Annotated in this window: 2 protein-coding genes; one reads left to right on the plus strand and one right to left on the minus strand. The window is 59.9% G+C overall.

Annotation, left to right across the window (positions count from 1 at the left end; genetic code table 11):
• Nucleotides 1–193: 193 nt before the first annotated feature.
• Nucleotides 194–625: a nuclear transport factor 2 family protein gene (locus tag EOA86_RS31350; protein ID WP_128345144.1), complete on the plus strand. Its 432-nt coding sequence runs from the start codon at nucleotides 194–196 to the stop codon at nucleotides 623–625.
• 875 nt (nucleotides 626–1500) lie between these two features.
• On the opposite strand, the gene EOA86_RS31355 is transcribed toward EOA86_RS31350, so the two are convergent.
• Nucleotides 1501–2277 (minus strand): tyrosine-type recombinase/integrase (locus tag EOA86_RS31355; protein ID WP_128345146.1); only part of this gene is annotated, 777 nt, incomplete at its 5' end.

A 2277-nucleotide genomic window follows, 5' to 3' on the forward strand; every position in this document is an offset into this window, starting at 1 on the left:
GACTCGGAAGCCGAAACCGCCGGGCCGTCAAATGCATATTTGCGGTTGGATCATCGACCATGGAACGCTGGGCAATCCTGCGATCCCAATGGGGCTCGTCCTGCACGTTGCCTCTGTGCAGCCTCGTGAGACCGAAGACGGGATGCGATAGTGGAGGTTTGGGTGTTTTTCCAATCAGGCGAGGGACGGTAAGATGTTACCTTCCGATCTAACGAGGTTTATCGAGCAAGATCATCTGGCTTTGGGTGCTTTTGTGAAGGGGGACCCTGAGCCTCTGAAAAACCTCTACTCGCGGCGGGACGACGTGACAATCGCTAACCCGTTCGGTCCGCCGGCCAAGGGATGGATAAAGGCTGCCGAGACCATGGATCGGGCTGCTACCAACTACCGAGACGGCGAGGTCATCGGCATCGAACGAATCCCCGAGTACGCGACAGCGGACCTGGGCTACGTCATGGAAATCGAGCGGCTTCAATCCAAGGTCCGCGGCGGGGACAAACTGGTGCCGATTGCGCTTCGGGTCACCACCATCTTCCGGCAGGAGGATGGCGCGTGGAGAATCGTCCTTCGTCACGCCGATCCGATAACCTCAGCGCGGCCGGCAGAGTCCGTAGTTGGGCAGTAGAGGAATTGCTAGCTGAGGAAACTAACCCTTAAGCTTGGCACTTGCTCCTCGTGATCGCTCGCCGCAACGCGGCAAAGTCTGGCAATCCGGCTTCGTTGGTTACGATGGTCGCGCCGTCGATGATAAATCGGACGACGGAAGCCCGCCAGCCATTTGAAATGTTAGCGACCACTTGTGTTTATTCCGGAACGGGATCATGCTCGGGTTTTGGCGGTGTGGGGCCGCCGGGCTTAAAGGGGTAAAGGCGTCATGGAACTCGCAAGCTGCGTAGCCACCGATCCCGCGACCGCATCGTGGATCTTTTTGAGCATCACTGCGGCCTTCATCGTGATGGCCGCATTCGCCATTGGAAGATTGAGTTCAATGTCCGCAGGCCACCGCCCTGTCGAACAGGCTCAAACCGCGTAGGGCCGCTTAGCCCGCGCTATCGAAATGCTAAAAGCTGTTGCCGGCCTCGGTATACTGGTCGCCCTGGTGATTGGCGGGATGCTGGCCACATCGACGGGCGTTCTCTATCACGAAGAGAAGAGCCCAACAGGTGCGTCCACCTGCCACTATTTTACGGGACCAGGGATATACACGACGCCAAGTTATTCCGTTGACGGCTGCCCGCAATTCATCAGCGTCGCTCGCTAGGCCGGTTAGAGCGGCGCGAACGATGCAACGCATAGATACAGGCTCACTCACAGCTGAACCACCGCCGGTCTTAGCCGCGATGATCGAAAGTCCGGTCTGCGCGCTGGCATAGATGCGCGCGGCGGTGCTTAGACCTGCTGACTAGTGTCGAATAAGAAGGCTGGACGGCGTTGGACGGCTTAGACGCCCTTTCACGGCGGTAACAGGGGTTCGATTCCCCTTGGGCGTACCACCTTCATCTAATTACCCCTTTCTTTCAAAGCCTTGCGGCGGTGAATGTCCAACCTTTCGATGCGGTTGGACAAACCCTGTTTGCTTTTTGCCCTCGCAACCTTCTCCATGCCGGAATCGCCGAGGCGGCTGCGATTGAACTTCTTCACGTAGGTTCGCGCCTCATCCGGCGTGCGGTGGCCGAGGAAGGCCATGATCTCCAGCTCGCTCGCGCCGGCGTTGGCCAGGCGCGTTGCGCCCGCCTTGCGAAGGCCGTGCGAAGAGCAGTGCGGCAGGCCCGCTGCGACGCACTGGTCATGGAACCAATTGCCAAAAGTCGTCGCCTTATAAGGCCGGTCGCCGGTATGGGTGAGGAAGAGAAGGCGATCGACGGGGAGCGGCTGCAGCACCTCGAGCAGCTCATCGAGGATCGGCAGGTCGACCTCGCCTCCGGTCTTCTTCCTGCGGTAGCCGATGCGGCTGCCGTCTCTGACATTCTGCCAGCCGAGAAAGGCGACGTCCTGCCGCGCGGCGCCGGTGTTGAGGATCAGGCGCAGGGCAAGCACGGCTTTGCTGCCAATGCCATGGTGCTGTTCGAAATGCAGCACCTCCAGCTCGGTCCACGTGTGGAAGCCGTCCTGGTTTTCCTTGTAGCGCTCGGCGCCAATGGTCGGGTCATCCGACCGGAGACCCTTCTTGATCCCGAATCGTGACAGGCGGCGCAGGAGCTTCAGCAGCCGGTTGGCGGCAGCAGGCGAATCGGCCTTCTTGGCGATGATCGCCTCGACGTGCTCCTGTCGAAGGGT

This window comes from Mesorhizobium sp. M5C.F.Ca.IN.020.32.2.1 (genome assembly GCF_004023105.1).
Classification (GTDB): Bacteria; Pseudomonadota; Alphaproteobacteria; order Rhizobiales; family Rhizobiaceae; genus Mesorhizobium; species Mesorhizobium wenxiniae.

Excerpts from the sequence above, each read along its gene's own strand:
- EOA86_RS31350 (WP_128345144.1), top strand. The coding sequence starts at position 194 with ATGTTACCTTCCGATCTAACGAGGTTTATCGAGCAAGATCATCTGGCT.